Origin of the sequence: Streptomyces sp. NPDC047706 (assembly GCF_043204795.1) — a bacterium.
Classification (GTDB): Bacteria; Actinomycetota; Actinomycetes; order Streptomycetales; family Streptomycetaceae; genus Streptomyces.
Genome location: NZ_JBIDCW010000021.1, coordinates 1 through 13,944, shown reverse-complemented (window position 1 = coordinate 13,944; position 13,944 = coordinate 1). Strand labels below are relative to the sequence as shown.

16 protein-coding genes and 2 pseudogenes are annotated in these 13,944 nt (G+C 70.0%); 9 read left to right on the top strand and 9 right to left on the bottom strand.

Going from position 1 to position 13,944, the window contains the following annotated elements; translation table 11 throughout:
- Positions 1 to 118: 118 nt before the first annotated feature.
- The 3 genes from ACGF8A_RS23820 to ACGF8A_RS23810 all read right to left on the bottom strand — a co-directional run bounded on the left by ACGF8A_RS23820 (position 119) and on the right by ACGF8A_RS23810 (position 2,976).
- Complete coding sequence (locus ACGF8A_RS23820) at positions 119 to 853, bottom strand: transglycosylase SLT domain-containing protein (protein WP_393111325.1); 735 nt, start codon at positions 851 to 853, stop codon at positions 119 to 121.
- A gap of 324 nt (positions 854 to 1,177) precedes the next feature.
- A complete protein-coding gene (locus ACGF8A_RS23815; protein ID WP_393111323.1) occupies positions 1,178 to 2,281 on the bottom strand; it encodes an S-adenosylmethionine:tRNA ribosyltransferase-isomerase in 1,104 nt (367 codons plus the stop codon).
- Positions 2,278 to 2,976, bottom strand: a complete 699-nt coding sequence (locus ACGF8A_RS23810; protein WP_393111321.1) for an SDR family NAD(P)-dependent oxidoreductase — start codon at positions 2,974 to 2,976, stop codon at positions 2,278 to 2,280. Before ACGF8A_RS23810 ends, ACGF8A_RS23815 begins: the two co-directional genes overlap by 4 nt.
- A gap of 213 nt (positions 2,977 to 3,189) precedes the next feature.
- Between ACGF8A_RS23810 and ACGF8A_RS23805 the strand changes: the two genes are divergently transcribed.
- The 3 genes from ACGF8A_RS23805 to chpE all read left to right on the top strand — a co-directional run bounded on the left by ACGF8A_RS23805 (position 3,190) and on the right by chpE (position 5,385).
- The gene (locus ACGF8A_RS23805; RefSeq protein ID WP_393111318.1) at positions 3,190 to 4,335 is read left to right on the top strand and encodes a GAF domain-containing sensor histidine kinase; all 1,146 of its coding nucleotides are present in this window, start codon (positions 3,190 to 3,192) and stop codon (positions 4,333 to 4,335) included.
- Complete coding sequence (locus tag ACGF8A_RS23800) at positions 4,328 to 4,969, top strand: response regulator (RefSeq protein WP_393111316.1); 642 nt, start codon at positions 4,328 to 4,330, stop codon at positions 4,967 to 4,969. The genes ACGF8A_RS23805 and ACGF8A_RS23800 overlap by 8 nt, the downstream gene beginning before the upstream one ends.
- Before the next feature lie 170 nt (positions 4,970 to 5,139).
- Positions 5,140 to 5,385 carry a chaplin ChpE gene (chpE, locus tag ACGF8A_RS23795; RefSeq protein WP_393111314.1) on the top strand — a complete coding sequence of 82 codons (246 nt, stop codon included), beginning with the start codon at positions 5,140 to 5,142 and terminating at the stop codon, positions 5,383 to 5,385.
- A 185-nt stretch (positions 5,386 to 5,570) separates the two neighbouring features.
- Here the strand turns inward: chpE and ACGF8A_RS23790 are convergent, their stop codons facing one another.
- Positions 5,571 to 6,353, bottom strand: coding sequence for a hypothetical protein (locus ACGF8A_RS23790; protein WP_393111312.1), 783 nt, complete (start codon positions 6,351 to 6,353; stop codon positions 5,571 to 5,573).
- A 151-nt stretch (positions 6,354 to 6,504) separates the two neighbouring features.
- Here ACGF8A_RS23790 and ACGF8A_RS23785 point away from each other — a divergent pair, with 151 nt between their 5' ends.
- From ACGF8A_RS23785 to ACGF8A_RS23775, 3 genes are all read left to right on the top strand, one after another.
- The gene (locus tag ACGF8A_RS23785; protein ID WP_393111310.1) at positions 6,505 to 7,302 is read left to right on the top strand and encodes an ABC transporter ATP-binding protein; all 798 of its coding nucleotides are present in this window, start codon (positions 6,505 to 6,507) and stop codon (positions 7,300 to 7,302) included.
- Positions 7,303 to 7,391: 89 nt separating this feature from the next.
- Complete coding sequence (locus ACGF8A_RS23780) at positions 7,392 to 7,823, top strand: NfeD family protein (RefSeq protein ID WP_393111308.1); 432 nt, start codon at positions 7,392 to 7,394, stop codon at positions 7,821 to 7,823.
- Positions 7,824 to 7,983: 160 nt separating this feature from the next.
- Positions 7,984 to 8,934 (top strand): SPFH domain-containing protein, encoded by a 951-nt coding sequence (locus tag ACGF8A_RS23775; RefSeq protein WP_393111306.1) that lies wholly within the window; start codon positions 7,984 to 7,986, stop codon positions 8,932 to 8,934.
- 104 nt (positions 8,935 to 9,038) lie between these two features.
- Here ACGF8A_RS23775 and ACGF8A_RS23770 read toward each other — a convergent pair whose 3' ends face one another.
- The 3 genes from ACGF8A_RS23770 to ACGF8A_RS23760 all read right to left on the bottom strand — a co-directional run bounded on the left by ACGF8A_RS23770 (position 9,039) and on the right by ACGF8A_RS23760 (position 11,094).
- Positions 9,039 to 9,545, bottom strand: coding sequence for an HNH endonuclease (locus ACGF8A_RS23770; protein ID WP_393111304.1), 507 nt, complete (start codon positions 9,543 to 9,545; stop codon positions 9,039 to 9,041).
- 187 nt (positions 9,546 to 9,732) lie between these two features.
- The gene (locus tag ACGF8A_RS23765) at positions 9,733 to 10,272 is read right to left on the bottom strand and encodes a YbhB/YbcL family Raf kinase inhibitor-like protein (RefSeq protein ID WP_393111302.1); all 540 of its coding nucleotides are present in this window, start codon (positions 10,270 to 10,272) and stop codon (positions 9,733 to 9,735) included.
- A 39-nt stretch (positions 10,273 to 10,311) separates the two neighbouring features.
- Positions 10,312 to 11,094 carry a sporulation protein gene (locus tag ACGF8A_RS23760; RefSeq protein WP_393111300.1) on the bottom strand — a complete coding sequence of 261 codons (783 nt, stop codon included), beginning with the start codon at positions 11,092 to 11,094 and terminating at the stop codon, positions 10,312 to 10,314.
- 138 nt (positions 11,095 to 11,232) lie between these two features.
- Between ACGF8A_RS23760 and ACGF8A_RS23755 the strand changes: the two are divergent.
- Positions 11,233 to 11,489, top strand: a pseudogene (locus tag ACGF8A_RS23755) (DNA-3-methyladenine glycosylase); the annotation flags it as partial.
- 12 nt (positions 11,490 to 11,501) lie between these two features.
- A complete protein-coding gene (locus ACGF8A_RS23750) occupies positions 11,502 to 12,113 on the top strand; it encodes a DNA-3-methyladenine glycosylase (protein ID WP_393111572.1) in 612 nt (203 codons plus the stop codon).
- Here the strand turns inward: ACGF8A_RS23750 and ACGF8A_RS23745 are convergent.
- Together ACGF8A_RS23745 and ACGF8A_RS23740 are read right to left on the bottom strand one after the other, a co-directional pair.
- Entirely contained in the window at positions 12,041 to 12,460 is a 420-nt protein-coding gene (locus ACGF8A_RS23745) for a hypothetical protein (RefSeq protein ID WP_393111582.1), read from the bottom strand. The two genes, ACGF8A_RS23750 and ACGF8A_RS23745, sit on opposite strands and share 73 nt — an antisense overlap.
- Positions 12,435 to 13,079, bottom strand: coding sequence for a recombinase family protein (locus ACGF8A_RS23740; RefSeq protein ID WP_393111571.1), 645 nt, complete (start codon positions 13,077 to 13,079; stop codon positions 12,435 to 12,437). Before ACGF8A_RS23740 ends, ACGF8A_RS23745 begins: the two co-directional genes overlap by 26 nt.
- 302 nt (positions 13,080 to 13,381) lie before the next feature.
- On the opposite strand from ACGF8A_RS23740, the pseudogene ACGF8A_RS23735 reads away from it, so the two are divergent.
- A pseudogene (locus ACGF8A_RS23735) lies at positions 13,382 to 13,597 on the top strand (3-methyladenine DNA glycosylase); the annotation flags it as partial.
- Positions 13,598 to 13,944 lie beyond the last annotated feature (347 nt).

The window sequence follows — 13,944 nt, the reverse complement described above, 5'->3', positions numbered from 1 at the left end:
CTCAAAACGCCCCGAAGGGCGGCACCCCGTCAGGAGGGTGCCGCCCTTCGGCGTCGTATGGCCGGCGTCCTACGGCGGGCAGAGGCCCGCGCTCGCCTCAGCACGCGCCGTGCGTCGGTCAGTACGCGCTGTTGACGTTGTCGATCGAGCCGTACCGGTCGGCCGCGTAGTTGGCGGCGGCGGTGATGTTGGCGACCGGGTCGTAGATGTTCCAGGAGGTGCCCGGCACGTGGTAGGCCTTGAACGTCGGCGGGATCACCTGGAGCAGGCCCTTGGACGGGATGCCGTTCTGGGCGTTGATGTCCCAGTTGTTGATCGCGTTCGGGTTGCCCGAGGACTCCCGCATGATGTTCTTGTGCAGGCCGTGGTAGGAGCCCGGGATGCCCTTGGACTTCATGATCGACAGCGCCTCACGGATCCAGCCGTCGAGGTTGTTGCCGTAGGCGGCCTTCTTCGCGGCGACGGGCTGGAACGCGATGCGCTCGACGGACCGGCTCGCGGCTGCCTGCGCCTCGCGCTGACGCTCCGCCTTCTTCGTGGCGGCGGCCTTCTTCGTGGCGGCGGCCTTCTTCGTGGCGGCGGCCTCGGCGGCGGCCTTCTTCTTCGCCTCGACGGCCTGGACCTTCAGGGCGGCACCGGTGAGCTGGTCGGTGACGCTTGCCTTGACGCCCTTCACCGGCTCGGCGCTGTAGGCGACCTTGTCCGGTGCGGAAGCGTCGGTGGTGGTCTGCCCGCCCGAGGGCACCGCGGTGAACGCGAGGGCAGCGGCGCCAAGGGTGGCTACTCCGGCGATGGCGATCTTGTTCGTCTTCGTCAGGGTGCGACTGCGGTCGCGAAGGGTGTTCTTGGGCATGGCGGATGGACCTCTTCGAATAGCGCGGAGGTCGCTCACTTCAGGGCGGGGCCTGGTGCTTCCCGCATGGACGCCGCGGGTCAGACAACCCACGGCGCTGAGCGACGCCAGCCATTCTTAGCGGCCGCAAAAACCACTGGCAAAGCTGTGACCTACGATCCCGGGTAGTGGATCAGGTGAGGGCAAATCCGGACAGACCAGAACGTCCTTCCCGCTCGCTCTGGGTGTATTTATCTCCTATTGACCTTCGTACGTGACTTAGGCCCTATGTGCGGCCTCACATACAAGGTGGGATGATTTCACCTTGCGTTGCTGGCGCAATGCTCACAGTGACGTGCCCTCGTCCGGAAGGAGGAGATGGACGTCCCCGAACTCGTGCCACAGGTAGCGATGGCGCAGCGCCTCCTGGTACCCCCGGTCGATCGCCGCGGCGCCGGCCACCGCCTCCAGCATCAGCAGATGCGAGGCCTCCGGCTCGTGCAGCCCGGTCAGCAGCCCGTCCACCACCCGCACACCGCGCTCCGGCGTCACCACGAGATCCGTCCACCCCTCGGCCGCCCGGACCACCCCGTCAGGCCCCGCGGCCGACTCGACGGCGCGCACGGCGGTCGTGCCCACCGCGACGACCCTGCCGTCCCCCGCGCGCACGGCGTTGATCAGCCGTGCCGACGCCTCCGGCACCGCGAACCGCTCCGGATAGGGCGGCTCGTGCGCCTCCGCCGAGGCCACCCCCGTGTGCAGCGTGATCGGCGCGAACTGCACACCCCTGCTCACCAGCTCGGCCACCATCCGATGGGTGAAGGGCCGCGCCGCACTCGGCATCTCCGCGCTGCCCGGCCCACCGGCCGGCGGATCGGGCAGCGCGAACACCGTCTGGTAGACGGACAGCGGCTGATCCCGCTCCGTGTAGCGGTAACGGATGGGCCGCCCGTACGCACCGAGCAGCTCGCACACCTCCGCCCCGTCCACCCGCGCCCACCACAGCCGCTCGCCCCGCGTGCTCAGCGGCTCCTCCAGCACCAGCCGCACGCCCCCGGGCAGCCGCACCACCGTCCCCAGCGGACCGCCCGCACGCGCGCGTGTGGTGCCCTGCCCGTCCGGATCCCGCAGCTCCACGGCCCATCGCCCGTCGTCGCCGAGCGTCGAGAAGTGCACCACCACGCGCGTGTGCCCGGCCCACCCGTCCACCGCCGCGGCCAGCGTGGAAGAGGTGTTCACGACCAGCAGATCGCCGGCCCGCAGCAGCCGCGGCAGCTCCGCGAACGCGTGATGCGACACCTGCGTCCCCCGTGACACCAGCAGCCGTACGGCGTCCCGGTCCAGCCCCGGCCCCCGCTGCTCCGCAGGCACGCGCGCGGACAGTTCCCGCGGCACCCGGCCCCACGCGCGGACGGGCCCGGCCGGCGGTATTCCCAGCGCCGCCGTCATCGCGCCTCCTCCAGCAGGGCCGGCGCCCCGTAGCGACCGCTCGCCGGCCGCTCGTCGAGCAGTCGCAGGAACGCCGGCACCACACTCGCCGGCTCCGGCCGCGGACCGTCGTCCTCCGGTACGGCCGCCGCGTACAGCTCCGTCGCCATGTCCCCGGGGTCGACCGCCCAGACCCGCAGCCGGGGCTCCTCCGCGGCGAGCACCGCCGCCAGGTGGTCCAGGGCCGCCTTCGACGCCCCGTACCCGCCCCATGTCTCGTACGCCTCGGCGGCCGCGTCCGAGCTGACCGTGATCACCGCGGCCTGCCGCGCGGCCCGCAACAGGGGCAGCGCCTCCTGGACCAGGCCCAGCGCGGCCACCACGTTCACCTCCAGCGCCCGCCGCAGCCCCTCCAGGGGCAGGTGGTCCAGCCGGACCAGCGGTTCGGCGCCCAGCGCGCTCGCGTTGTTCACCAGCAGGTCGACGCCGCCCAGCTGCCAGGCCGCCGCCACCAGCCCGGCCCGGTGCCCGGCGTCCGTGACGTCCCCGGCCAGGGCCTCCACCCGCGTCCCGTACGTCGCGAGCGCCGCCGCCGTCTCCTTCAGCGCCCGCTCGCCCCTGGCGTCGAGCACCAGGTCCCATCCGCGCGTGGCCAGGGCCTCGGCGAGCGCCCGCCCCAGACCTTTCGACGCCCCTGTGATGATCGCAACCGGCATGACCGTTTCCCCTCGTCCTTCGGCGCCGCGAGATCGGCGTGCCCTCAACGTAGGAACCGGGGGACCCGCTCCGCCTCGGACGCGGGCCGCAAAGCGGCGGGGCCCTTCGACCTAGGCCACGGGGCCGCGACCTCGGGCCTAGGCCCAGCGGCCCAGGCGGCTGCCGTCAGCGGTCCGATCCGCACTGTCACCCCCCGCCGGTAGCGTGGAGTCATGAGTCAAGGTCCCCGGTCCGGCCTCGCCGCGGTGAGTTCCGCGCTGCTGGCCATGAGCAGGCATCTGGAGGTACGCGACGTCCTCAAGACGATCGTGGCCTCGGCCCGCGAGCTGCTCGACGCGCAGTACGCCGCGCTGGGCGTCCCGGACGACCACGGGGGCTTCGCCCAGTTCGTGGTCGACGGGGTCAGCGACGAGCAGTGGAAGCAGATCGGCCCGCTGCCCCGCCAGCACGGCGTTCTCGCGGCGATGCTCCGCGACGCCAAGCCGCAGCGCCTTGCCGACGTCCGCACCGACCCCCGCTTCGGAGGCTGGCCCTCCGCCCACCCCGACCTGGCCGACTTCCTGGGTCTGCCCATCCGCGACGGCGACGAGGTGATCGGTGCCCTCTTCCTCGCGAACAAGAACTGCCCCAAGGCGGAGGGCACCTGCGGCTTCACCGCGGACGACGAGGAACTGCTGGCCATCCTCGCCCAGCACGCCGCGATCGCACTCACCAACGCCCGGCTCTACGAGCGCAGTCGCGAGCTCACCATCGCCGAGGAGCGCTCCCGGCTGGCGCACGAACTGCACGACGCCGTCAGCCAGAAACTCTTCTCCCTGCGCCTGACCGCCCAGGCCGCCACCGCCCTGGTCGACCGGGACCCTGCCCGCGCCAAGGGGGAACTGCAACAGGTGGCCGCGCTCGCCGCCGAGGCCGCCGACGAGCTGCGCGCCGCCGTCGTCGAGCTGCGCCCCGCGGCCCTCGACGAGGACGGTCTCGTGGCCACCCTGCGTACCCAGGTGCAGGTCCTCGACCGCGCGCACACCGCGCGCGTGACCTTCACCGCCCACGGCGTGCGCGCCCTGCCGGCCGCCCAGGAGGAGGCCCTGCTGCGCGTCGCCCAGGAAGCCCTGCACAACGCCCTGCGGCACTCGGGGGCCGAGCGGGTCGGCGTGACGCTGGCCAGGTGCGACGGCGGCGCGGTGCTGCGGGTCACGGACGACGGCGGCGGCTTCGACCCGCGGGCGATCCGCCGTGCCGGACGCCACCTCGGCCTGGTCTCCATGCGGGACCGGGCCGGCGGAGTGGGCGGCAGGCTCACCGTGGAGTCGGCGCCCGGCAAGGGCACCACGATCGAGATGGAGGTCCCCGGTGGCTGACGCAATCAGGGTGCTGCTCGTCGACGACCACCAGGTGGTCCGCCGTGGCCTGCGCACCTTCCTCGAAGTCCAGGACGACATCGAGGTCGTGGGCGAGGCGGCGGACGGCGCCGAGGGCGTCGCCCAGGCCGAGGAACTGAAGCCCGACGTCGTCCTGATGGACGTCAAGATGCCCGGCATGGACGGCGTCGAGGCGCTGCGCAGACTGCGCGAGCTGGGCAACCCCGTGCGTGTGCTGATCGTGACCAGCTTCACCGAGCAGCGCACGGTGGTCCCGGCCCTGCGCGCCGGCGCCGCCGGGTACGTCTACAAGGACGTCGACCCCGACGCGCTCGCCGGCGCCATCCGCTCGGTGCACGCCGGGCACATCCTGCTCCAGGCCGAGGTGGCGGGCGCCCTGCTCTCCCAGGAGGAGGCCAACTCCGGCCAGGGCAGGGCGGGTGCGCTCACCGACCGGGAGCGCGAGGTGCTGGGCCTGATAGCGGACGGCCGCTCCAACCGGGAGATCGCCCGCGCGCTGGTGCTCTCCGAGAAGACCGTCAAGACGCATGTGTCGAACATCCTGATGAAGCTGGACCTGGCGGATCGCACCCAGGCCGCACTGTGGGCCGTTCGCCATGGCGTGACCGGCTGAAACAGGCCGAATAGCACTCGGTACGGCAATACGGAAGGTTCCGCTCCGAGCTGAGATTCATACCGTCGTGGGAATGTCCCCCGGATGGCGCATCCTCCGCGGGGCGCCGGCGTTCTTCAGTGCGTGCTACGGCGACTGGCCGTGGCAATCGCATCAGAAGGGCTTACGAAGTGAAGAACCTGAAGAAGGCAGCGGCCGTGACGATGGTGGCCGGTGGTCTGGTGGCCGCCGGTGCCGGTATGGCCTCCGCCACCGACGGATCGCTGGCCACCGGCAAGGCCGAGCACTCGCCGGGTGTCGTCTCGGGCAACCTCGTCCAGGCCCCGGTGCACATCCCGGTGAACGCCGTCGGCAACAGCGTGAACGTCGTCGGCGTGCTGAACCCCGCCTTCGGCAACCTCGGCATCAACCGCTGAGCTTTTGCCGTACCGGCCGTCGGCCCGAAGGACGTGGGCAAGCTCCCGACCCACGTCCTCACCGCCTGACGCCGATCGGGCACCGAAGGGCGCCGCGAGTCATGGGACGACTCGCGGCGCCCTGTGCCGTACGCCCCTCGGCGACGTCCGCTCCCCGGGCGCCGGCACCGTCGCCCGGGGCGGCCTCACCGCCGCTCCCGCTCCTCCACCACGGAGTTGTACGCCGCGACCTGCGCCCGCCGGGCCGTCCGCTCCACCGGCCGCAGCACCTCCGCCCGAGCCGCCATCTCCGAGGCGCTCACCGCTGCCCCGTGCCCGTTCTCGTACGCCACCGAGATCAGCACCCCGATCCGCTGGGCCAGCTCCAGCACCCGCACGGCCCGTCCCGGATACCCGGGCGCGAGCACCTCCCGCCCCCGCTCGGCCCGCGCCCGGTACGCGTCGATCGCCGCCTCGGCCACCGGTCCCGAAGCGGCCATGTCCAGCCGCGTCAGCACCTCGGTCGCCTCCCTGAGAGCCTCGGCCAGCTCCCGCTCCGCCTCCCCGAGCGACGGCACATCGGCCGGTGGCGCCTCCCGCACGGGCAGGCAGTGCCACACGACCTCGACATGTACATCACCGTCGGGCCCGGCCTCGTACACCTCCGGTACGAGCCCCAGCGCGCCGCCGTGGCAGATCACCGCCTCCTCGGCCTCCAGCGCCCGCGCATTGAACTCCGGCGGCCCGCTCAGCCCCAGCGGATGCCCTGGCGCGGGCAGCGCGACCCGCAGGCCGCTCACCCCGAGCGCCCGCAGCCGGCCCAGCGCCAGCGTGAGCCCGACCGGCGACGTCTCACCGGGCAGCCCCTCCACCCGGTGCACGGCGTCCTCGCCGACGATGGCGAGGACGGCTTCGTCCGGCGAAATGAGTCCGGCAAAAAGGGCATTTCCCCAAGCGGCCAGGCGGCCGGAGCGCGGTTCCGAGAGCATGCTCCCACCCTAAGTACCGGGCCGAGGGAATGGACCGGCGGACCGGTGGCGTAGATTTCCTTGAGGGCTGCGCCCACCGGCGCGGCGGACCGAGCCACAGGCCTACGCGACAGCCGAGACCGGCCACACTGCAAGGGGAGACAACGCGCTCATGAGCGATGTTCTGGAGCTTCAGGACGTATCCGTGGTCCGTGAGGGCCGGGCTCTGGTCGACCAGGTCTCCTGGTCGGTGAAGGAGGGCGAGCGCTGGGTCATCCTCGGCCCCAACGGCGCCGGCAAGACCACCCTCCTCAATGTCGCGTCCAGCTACCTCTACCCCAGCAAGGGCACCGCCACCATCCTCGGCGAGACCCTCGGCACCCCCGGCACCGACGTCTTCGAGCTGCGCCCCCGCATCGGCATGGCCGGCATCGCCATGGCCGACAAGCTCCCCAAGCGCCAGACGGTCCTCGAGACCGTGCTGACGGCCGCGTACGGCATGACGGCGGGCTGGCAGGAGGAGTACGAGGAGATCGACGAGCAGCGCGCCCGCGCCTTCCTCGACCGCCTCGGCATGTCCGACTACCTGGAGCGCAGGTTCGGCACCCTCTCCGAGGGCGAGCGCAAGCGCACCCTGATCGCCCGCGCCCTGATGACCGACCCCGAGCTGCTCCTGCTCGACGAACCCGCCGCCGGCCTCGACCTCGGCGGCCGTGAGGACCTGGTACGCCGTCTCGGCCGGCTCGCCCGCGACCCGATCGCCCCCTCGATGCTCATGGTGACCCACCATGTCGAGGAGATCGCCCCCGGCTTCACCCACGTACTCATGATCCGCCAGGGCAAGGTGCTCGCCGCCGGCCCGCTGGAGCTCGAACTCACCTCCCGCAACCTCTCCCTGTGCTTCGGCCTCCCGCTCGTCGTCGAGCAGGTCGGCGAGCGCTGGACCGCCCAGGGCCTGCCGATGTCCTGAGCCGGTGTCCCGCCGAGGCACGGGCAAGAAGCCCGCCCGAACCAGATCGCGCCCTGTCCGCGCACGTCCCGCGGTCCTACCATGACCGTGTGGAAATCGACGCGTGGGTATGGTGGTTGGTCGCGGCGACCGGGCTCGGCATCGGGCTCGTGATCACCGCGATGCCCGAACTCGGCATGCTCGCGGTGGGCGCCGTCGCGGCCTCGGTGACCGCGGGCATCTTCGGCGGCGACGCCGTCTTCCAGGTCGTCGTCTTCGCCGCCGTCTCCACCGCCCTCATCGCGGTGGTACGCCCCATCGCCAACCGGCACCGCGCCCAGCGGCCCCAACTCGCCACCGGTGTCGATGCCTTGAAGGGCAGACAAGCCGTCGTACTGGAACGCGTCGACGGGTCCGGCGGACGCATCAAGCTCGCCGGAGAGGTCTGGTCGGCCCGCGCCCTCGACAGCGGCCACGTCTTCGAAGTCGGCCAGGAGGTCGACGTCGTGGACATCGAAGGCGCCACGGCGATCGTCATGTGACCTCGCCCCCCCAAGGTGGCCGAACACCGCACCTGCCGTGCGACGGTCTGTCAGACTCGACCAGCAAGATCTTCAACAACCATAAGATCTGCATCAAGAGGATCCGCCGAGCGCGGATCCACCGAACGCGCCGAGGCGGAGAAGGGTACGGGGAACGACGATGGAACCGGTCATCATCGTCCTGATCATTCTGGTGGTGTTGGTCTTCATCGCCCTGATCAAGACGATCCAGGTCATCCCACAGGCCAGCGCCGCCATCGTGGAGCGCTTCGGTCGCTACACGCGGACACTGAACGCGGGCCTCAACATCGTCGTCCCGTTCATCGACACCATCCGCAACCGCATCGACCTGCGTGAACAGGTCGTGCCGTTCCCGCCGCAGCCGGTGATCACCCAGGACAACCTGGTCGTCAACATCGACACGGTCATCTACTACCAGGTCACCGACGCACGGGCCGCGACCTACGAGGTCGCCAGCTACATCCAGGCCATCGAGCAGCTGACCGTCACCACCCTGCGCAACATCATCGGCGGCATGGACCTGGAGCGCACCCTCACCTCCCGCGAGGAGATCAACGCCGCCCTGCGCGGCGTCCTGGACGAGGCCACCGGCAAGTGGGGCATCCGCGTCAACCGCGTCGAACTCAAGGCGATCGAGCCGCCCACCTCCATCCAGGACTCGATGGAGAAGCAGATGCGCGCCGACCGCGACAAGCGCGCCGCCATCCTCCAGGCCGAAGGTGTCCGGCAGTCCGAGATCCTGCGCGCCGAGGGCGAGAAGCAGTCCCAGATCCTGCGCGCCGAAGGTGAGGCCAAGGCCGCCGCGCTGCGCGCCGAGGGCGAGGCCCAGGCCGTCCGTACGGTCTTCGAGGCGATCCACGCCGGCGACCCGGACCAGAAGCTCCTCAGCTACCAGTACCTCCAGATGCTGCCGAAGATCGCCGAAGGCGACGCCAACAAGCTCTGGATCGTTCCCAGCGAAATCGGCGACGCCCTCAAGGGCCTCTCCGGGGCCATGGGCAACTTTGCCCCGAGGACCGGCGGTTCGGGTTCGTCGGACAACGGCAACGCCTCGGGCACGGAACGCCGAGAGCGGCCGAGCATCGACTGACGGCTCGTTGCGTACTTGGCTCCGCCCCGGCGCCCCTGACTCCAGGGGCGCCGGGAACCACACGGACAGCCCCGCGGGCCGTCAGCCGGCGAACCTCCGCACTCTCAAGCCGCAGCCGACCCCAGCCACTCAGGCAGCGACTCGTAGTCGTCCCGCGCCAGAGCCAGAAGCATCGCGTCCGCCGGCGTCGGCTCGAACGGCTGCCGGAGCAGCGGCATACCGGCCTCCTCCGGCGTCCGGTTCGCCTTGCGGTGATTGTCCTCCGCGCACGAGGCCACCGTGTTCAGCCAGGTGTCCTGACCCCCCTGGGACCGCGGCATCACGTGGTCCACGGTCGTCGCCCGACGACCGCAGTACGCGCACCTGTGCCGGTCCCGCACCAGCACACCCCGCCTCGACCACGGCGCTTGTCTTCGGAACGGCACCCGTACATACCTGCACAACCTGATGACCCGGGGCGCCGGTATGTCGACCGCGGCTCCACGCATGCGCAGCTCGGGGTGGGCCTGCTCGACGACGGCCTTGTCCTGAAGCACCAGAACGACGGCTCGGTTCAAAGTCACCGTCGACAGCGGCTCGAAGCTCGCGTTCAGCACCAGCGTGTCCCGCATACCAGCCCACCTCCCGTGTGCACCCGGCCCACCCCCTGGCGGGCTGGGATCAACTCTGGCCGGGCACGCCGAGATGGACAACGCAATATCCGCTGCTCCACGAGGTAGGACCCCGTGTCCCCCTGGCGACAAAAATGCCCGCCTCCGATCACTCCCAGACCAGAGACGGGCAAACGTTCGGTGAACGTCAGGCTTCCGCGGGCACCTCGTACTCACCGACGAGCTGGGCGCGACCCAGCGTGTGGAACCGCAGGTTGAAGCCCACGACGGCCGGACTGGCGTCCGCGTCCGGACCGAGCTTCTCCTGGTCCACGGCGTACACCGTGAACACGTAGCGGTGCGGCCCGTCCCCGGGCGGCGGCGCGGCACCGCCGAAGTCCTTCGTGCCGTAGTCGTTGCGCGCGTGCACCGCCCCCTCCGGCAGGCCCTCGAACTTGCCGCTGCCCGCACCCACCGGCAGCTCCGTCACCGAGACCGGGATGTCGAACAGGACCCAGTGCCAGAACCCGCTCCCCGTGGGAGCGTCCGGGTCGTAGCAGGTCACGGCGAAACTCCTGGTCCCGGCCGGGAAGCCCTCCCACCGCAGCTGCGGTGAGGTGTTGCCGGCCGCGTGGACCTGAGCGTCCTTGAGGGTCGCACCCTCCTGCACGTCCTCACTCGTCACCGTGAACGACGGCACGGGCGGGTGGAAGTCGTGGGGGAGCGGCCGCCTCTTGAGCTCGGTCACCTCGGTACCTCCTGATCGGATGGTTCAGTGACCTCGAGCCTAGAACCAGTTGCGCTTGCTGCCGACTTCGGACAGCCACCGGTTGAGATAGGCCACCCAGTCGGTGCCCTGGTAGTCGTGCAGCCCCACCTGGAACGAGCGGAAGGTGTCACTGCCCTCGCCGAACAGGCCCGGCTTCTTGTCCATCTCCAGCACGACGTCCATCGCCTGCGCGTCGGCCACGAAGCTCAACTCGACCTGGTTCAGCCCCCGGTACTGCTGCGGCGGCAGGAACTCGATCTCCTGGTAGAAGGGCAGCTTCTGGCGCGTGCCCCGGATGTGACCGCGCTCCATGTCCGCGTTCTTGAAGCGGAAACCCAGCTGGATGAAGGCGTCGAGAATCGCCTTCTGCGCCGGCAGCGGGTGCACGTTGATCGGGTCCAGGTCACCGGAGTCCACCGCGCGCGCGATCTCCAGCTCGGTGTTCACGCCGATGTGCATCCCGCGCAGGGCCTGCCCGTCGATCATCGTGATCGGCGTCTCCCACGGGATGTCCAGCCCGAAGGGGACCGCGTGCACGGCGTTCGCCTGGAGCTCGAAGGCACCGCCGAGCCGCACCTTCGTGAACTCGATGTCCTGCTTGTACTCCGTGTCCTGGCCCTCGACCTCCACCTTGGCCTGCAGCCCGACCGACAGCGCCTCGATCTGCTGGTTCACGGACCCGCCCTGGATACGCACCTCGCCCTGGACGACGCCGCCCGGAACGACGTTGACCTCGGTCAGTACGGTCTCGACCGAGGCCCCGCCGGCCCCCAGACTCGCGAGCAGCTTCTTGAACGCCATGTCTCTCCCTCGTTCACTACGTCTGTGACCACTACCAACGCGATCCGGCCCGGGCCGGTTCCGGGACCCACCCTGGCAAGACGAACGTCCTGTGGCCACCCAGCCCGCCCCTGCCTGTCTCCATTACCCTCGGACGGCATGATCGCGACCTCCGACCGTACGCCCCTGCCCCGGGACTTCTTCGACCGGCCCGTACTGGAAGTGGCCCCCGACCTCCTCGGCCGCATCCTCGTACGCACGACGCAGGACGGTCCGATCGCTCTCCGCCTGACAGAGGTCGAGGCCTACGACGGCCCGAACGACCCCGGCTCCCACGCCTACCGCGGCCGCACACCCCGCAACGACGTGATGTTCGGTCCGCCCGGTGTGTACGTCTACTTCACTCATGGAATGTCAAGGCGGTCAGCGTGAACGTTGACCTTCTCGCCCATCCTGCCGAAGAGGTCGCCCCCAAGCTGCTCGGGTGCGTCCTCAGCTGCAAGACCCCCGAGGGAACCGTGAGCATCGCGATTACGGAGACCGAGGCGTACTCCGGCACGGCTGACCCAGCTTCCCATGCCTACCGAGGCCGGACACCCCGTAACGCCGTCATGTTCGGACCCGCAGGACACCTGTATGTCTACCGGTCCCACGGTCTTCACTGGTGCGCCAACATCGTCACCGGGACGGATGGCATCGCCTCAGCTGTCCTCATCCGGGCAGGCAGGGTCATCGAGGGGGAAGACCTGGCACGCAAGCGGCGAGGGGAGGGGGTCGAGAGCCCGCGTCTTGCGCGAGGTCCGGGGAACTTCTGCCAGGCGCTCGGTATCACGGGAGAGCACAACGGCGCAGACCTCCTGACAGGTACCTCGGTCATGTTGTCCGAGGGTGAGCCGGTACCCACCGCGCTCATCAAGGTTGGTCCTCGGGTAGGCGTGAGCAAGGCCCACGACTGGCAACACCGGTTCTATCTCGCCGGTGATCCAACGGTCTCGGTGTACCGACTGAGCCCGAGAGCCAAACCGCCCGCCGGATCCTGAGCCGTTGTGTACCGGGGCCGCTCGCGGCCGTCCATGCACGGACGTGACGCGCCGGCAGCCGGCTCGGCTCTCCGCGATCGGATCTCAGGGGTTCCGGAAAGTAATACGGCAGTGCTCGGCATTGAAGGCTCGGACCCTCGACCGCGCGGCATCAGCTCGACTCGCTCGCAGACCTGCATGACGACGGTCCGCACGTAGTCGATGCGGTCGGGGTCCTCGTAGACCAGTTCCTCCCACAGGTACTCGACGTCGCCCAGGTCGACGCGCACCCGCTTCGTCGCCAGGTCTGCCAGCTCGGCCCGGATCTTGGTCAGGTCGGCGTCACACCTGCCGATGCCCGTCCGCAAGGTCGACCCGTCGATGTCCCCACAGCGAACATCTCCGCCAGGGCGGTGCACCTCTCGGATGCGGCAGTCTCCTCGGCCAGCAGTTCGGCCCCTCGCTCCTCGTTTGCGTTATCCGCGGCCGGTGCCGCGTTCCACTCCTCGGCCTTGTCGATGGCATGACCTTCCGGACCACGAAGGAGTCAAGAGCGTCTGCCGGGCAGGTGATGCACCGGCCACCTGAACAGGTGTAGATGCGGTACCGCTCGCCTGCCGCGTTCTCCTTGCGCCTCCCCTGAGTGGCGACGGCCTGACACTTCGAGCAGCGGACGACACCGGACAACAGGGCCTTGCGCTTGCTGCCGCCCGTGTTGCGCTCCGGGTCGCTCAGGTAGCGGACCAGGGCCCGGAAGATGCCCTCGGAGACGATCGCCTCCCAGTTGCCCGCGCCGGTCTCATCGGTCAGCCGCACGCGCTTCCCGTCCGGCTTCTCGACCCACTGCGAATACGTCTGGATTCCCGCGTTCCTTGGCTTCAAGAGGACACCTCGAAGGTTCGAGCTGCGCCACTCCTTGCCGTGCGGCGAGAACAGTCCACGGGCGTCCCAGTCCTTCGCGATGGACCAGAGGCAGACACCGGTCAGGACGTCCCGGTACGCCTGCCGTAGGGCTTCCGCCTCTGCCTCACGGTGCCTGCCGTCGGGCTCGAAGCCGAAGGGGCGAGTACTCCGGAAGGGCCTGCCCGACTCTCGTACGGCGCTGATGTCCGAGTACCTGACGCTCTACTACTCGCATCTCGGTCTCGTTGCGAGCCACCACAGCGCCGATGCGAGCAGCGAGACGCCCGGAGGGGGTGGACAGGTCGAGCACTCCCTGAGTTTGTGCGGCGGCAAGCGTGACGCCGGTCGACTCAGCCAGGTCCACCAGGTCCTCAAGATCCCAGGGGGCCCTGGACGGCACCGACGCCTGCACCTCCGGCGACACACCCCTGCGCATACTGACCGGTACCTCTGTCCCCTCTGACCAGGTACGCGACGGCCCTCGCACGGGCGTGGCCGGCGACGGGGGCGACGGAGGCGTCCACCCCTGGCGCTACTGGATCGCCAACGACCCGACGGTGAGCCCGTATCGGCCACACGTCCCGAGGCGCCGCCGGAGTTGACGCGCCCCTGGAAGGTGCGTAATGTGGCCCGAGCCGCTGAACCGGGTACTGCGATCGTCAGCAGCCGGAGCGGCCAACCCACTATCTAACGAGCACCCCTCAGCGGGGTCGATTCCGGTGTGTACGCATGCCTGAATCCGAATCCGCCGGCCCCGATTATGAATCGGGTGGGGGAATCGGTTAACGTAGTGAATGTCGAAAGGCCGCGAGGCCGAAAGGCAAACCCCGCCGACGGGGAATCGGAGCCGAAAGGATCTGATAGAGTCGGAAACGCAAGACCGAAGGGAAGCGCCCGGAGGAAAGCCGCGAGAGGGAATCTCGGGTGAGTACAAAGGAAGCGTCCGTTC

Coding starts and splice junctions, on each gene's coding strand:
- ACGF8A_RS23820 (WP_393111325.1), bottom strand. CDS start 853: ATGCCCAAGAACACCCTTCGCGACCGCAGTCGCACCCTGACGAAGACG.
- ACGF8A_RS23815 (WP_393111323.1), bottom strand. CDS start 2,281: ATGACGGCGGCGCTGGGAATACCGCCGGCCGGGCCCGTCCGCGCGTGG.
- ACGF8A_RS23810 (WP_393111321.1), bottom strand. CDS start 2,976: ATGCCGGTTGCGATCATCACAGGGGCGTCGAAAGGTCTGGGGCGGGCG.
- ACGF8A_RS23805 (WP_393111318.1), top strand. CDS start 3,190: ATGAGTCAAGGTCCCCGGTCCGGCCTCGCCGCGGTGAGTTCCGCGCTG.
- ACGF8A_RS23790 (WP_393111312.1), bottom strand. CDS start 6,353: ATGCTCTCGGAACCGCGCTCCGGCCGCCTGGCCGCTTGGGGAAATGCC.
- ACGF8A_RS23785 (WP_393111310.1), top strand. CDS start 6,505: ATGAGCGATGTTCTGGAGCTTCAGGACGTATCCGTGGTCCGTGAGGGC.
- ACGF8A_RS23775 (WP_393111306.1), top strand. CDS start 7,984: ATGGAACCGGTCATCATCGTCCTGATCATTCTGGTGGTGTTGGTCTTC.
- ACGF8A_RS23770 (WP_393111304.1), bottom strand. CDS start 9,545: ATGCGGGACACGCTGGTGCTGAACGCGAGCTTCGAGCCGCTGTCGACG.
- ACGF8A_RS23760 (WP_393111300.1), bottom strand. CDS start 11,094: ATGGCGTTCAAGAAGCTGCTCGCGAGTCTGGGGGCCGGCGGGGCCTCG.